This window comes from Pseudoroseomonas ludipueritiae (assembly GCF_014490445.1).
In the GTDB taxonomy this organism is placed as follows: domain Bacteria; phylum Pseudomonadota; class Alphaproteobacteria; order Acetobacterales; family Acetobacteraceae; genus Pseudoroseomonas; species Pseudoroseomonas ludipueritiae.
The window spans coordinates 1-668 of record NZ_JACTUZ010000380.1; the positions used below are offsets into that span (position 1 = coordinate 1).

Consider the following 668-nt stretch of genomic DNA (forward strand, 5'->3'; position numbering starts at 1 on the left):
GGGCAATACACCTACACCCTGGCCAGCGGCCAAGCCAATGTCCAGGCGCTCGGCGCCGGGCAGGTGGTCACCGAGACCTTCCACTACACCCTCTCCGACGGCCAGCCGCATCTGGTGCAGCGCCCCGGCCCCTGGCAGAACCTGCTGAGCTTCTCCGAAGCACTCGACAACACCGCCTGGAGCCGCTTCTCCGTGCCCGGCACCCTGCCGGCCGTGGCCGCCAATGTCGCCGCCGATCCCTTCGGCAACACCACCACCGCCGACCGCCTGACGCTGTCCGGCACCGCCTCCGGCCTCTTCCAGAATGTCGCCGTCAGCGGCCAGCATACCTTCAGCGTCTGGATGCGCCTGGTCAGCGGCGACGGCCATTTCAGCTTCAACTACTACGATGGCGGCAGCAACAACCTGCAAGCCGGCCTCGCCACCGGCGAGTGGCAACGCTTCACCTGGACCTTCACCGGCAATGGCGCCGCCGGCGGCAATGTCGCGCTGATGCATGACTTCACCCAGGCCGCCACCGGCGTCTTCGAGGTCTGGGGCGCGCAGCTCAATGCCGGCACCACCGCGCAGGACTACCTCGCCACCACCAGCACCCCCCTCACCATCGCCAACCCCCAGCCCACCGAACTCCTCGTCTCCTCCACCCTCACCATCTCCATCCAGGGGGC

General features: G+C 68.3%; 1 protein-coding gene. It reads left to right on the forward strand.

Annotation, left to right across the window (positions count from 1 at the left end; translation table 11 throughout):
- Window positions 1-668, forward strand: a 668-nt coding sequence (locus tag IBL25_RS26490) for a phage head spike fiber domain-containing protein (protein WP_187781391.1), incomplete at both ends; no start/stop codon positions are given.